Origin of the sequence: Mesorhizobium sp. M2A.F.Ca.ET.039.01.1.1 (assembly GCF_003998035.1) — a bacterium.
Taxonomy (GTDB): Bacteria; Pseudomonadota; Alphaproteobacteria; order Rhizobiales; family Rhizobiaceae; genus Mesorhizobium.
The window spans coordinates 1-653 of record NZ_RZRY01001402.1; the positions used below are offsets into that span (position 1 = coordinate 1).

Below are 653 nucleotides of genomic sequence, written 5' to 3' on the forward strand. Positions count from 1 at the left end.
GAATTCCATCGCTGGCACCGAGGGGACGTGGTTGCGTGAGAAAGCCTCCCGCTCGCGAAACGGCTTCGTGGCGAAGAAGCGCAGCTTGTCGGCGAGGATTGGGCTCTGTCCTTCGACCAATACGAGCATTTTTTCAGGCGGAAGCTGGCGGATTTCCTGCGGCATCATCAGATCGCGTTCCCTCAGTTGCTCCACCTTGGTGCGGCGATGCAACCCCATCAGTTCGATCGTCCGAGATTCTGTCTTATACCGGACGGTACGCCGGCCAAGGCTTTTTGAGACCGACTCGGCGGTCGCCTGGTCGTTCGCGCCGAGGACGAGCTGATAGCCACAGTTTCCCATCAAGGATTGCCGTGCGGTTTCGCCATAGATCTCGTCGAGGTTTTTCAGATCCTGGACGATGAAGGCCATCTTGACGTTGTAGCCGGCGACATAGGGCAGCTTGCTGGTGATCTCGCTGAGTTTCTTCAGCTGCCGGAACTCATCCAGAAGAAAATAAACCGATAGCGACCGGCGATCATGCTCGAGCAGAAGCGTGTCGAGCGTCTGCTGGACGAACAGCGCCAGCAGCGGCTTCAGCAGCGTGATGTCGGTAATGTTCGGCGCCAGATAAATCGAGATCGGCCTGTATTTCAGCGAGCGCAGGTCCATGT

Annotated in this window: 1 protein-coding gene; it reads right to left on the reverse strand. The window is 57.4% G+C overall.

Features of this window, described 5'->3' with window-relative positions; all coding sequences use genetic code 11:
- Positions 1-653 (reverse strand): type IV secretory system conjugative DNA transfer family protein (locus EOA24_RS40120; RefSeq protein WP_133375066.1); only part of this gene is annotated, 653 nt, incomplete at both ends.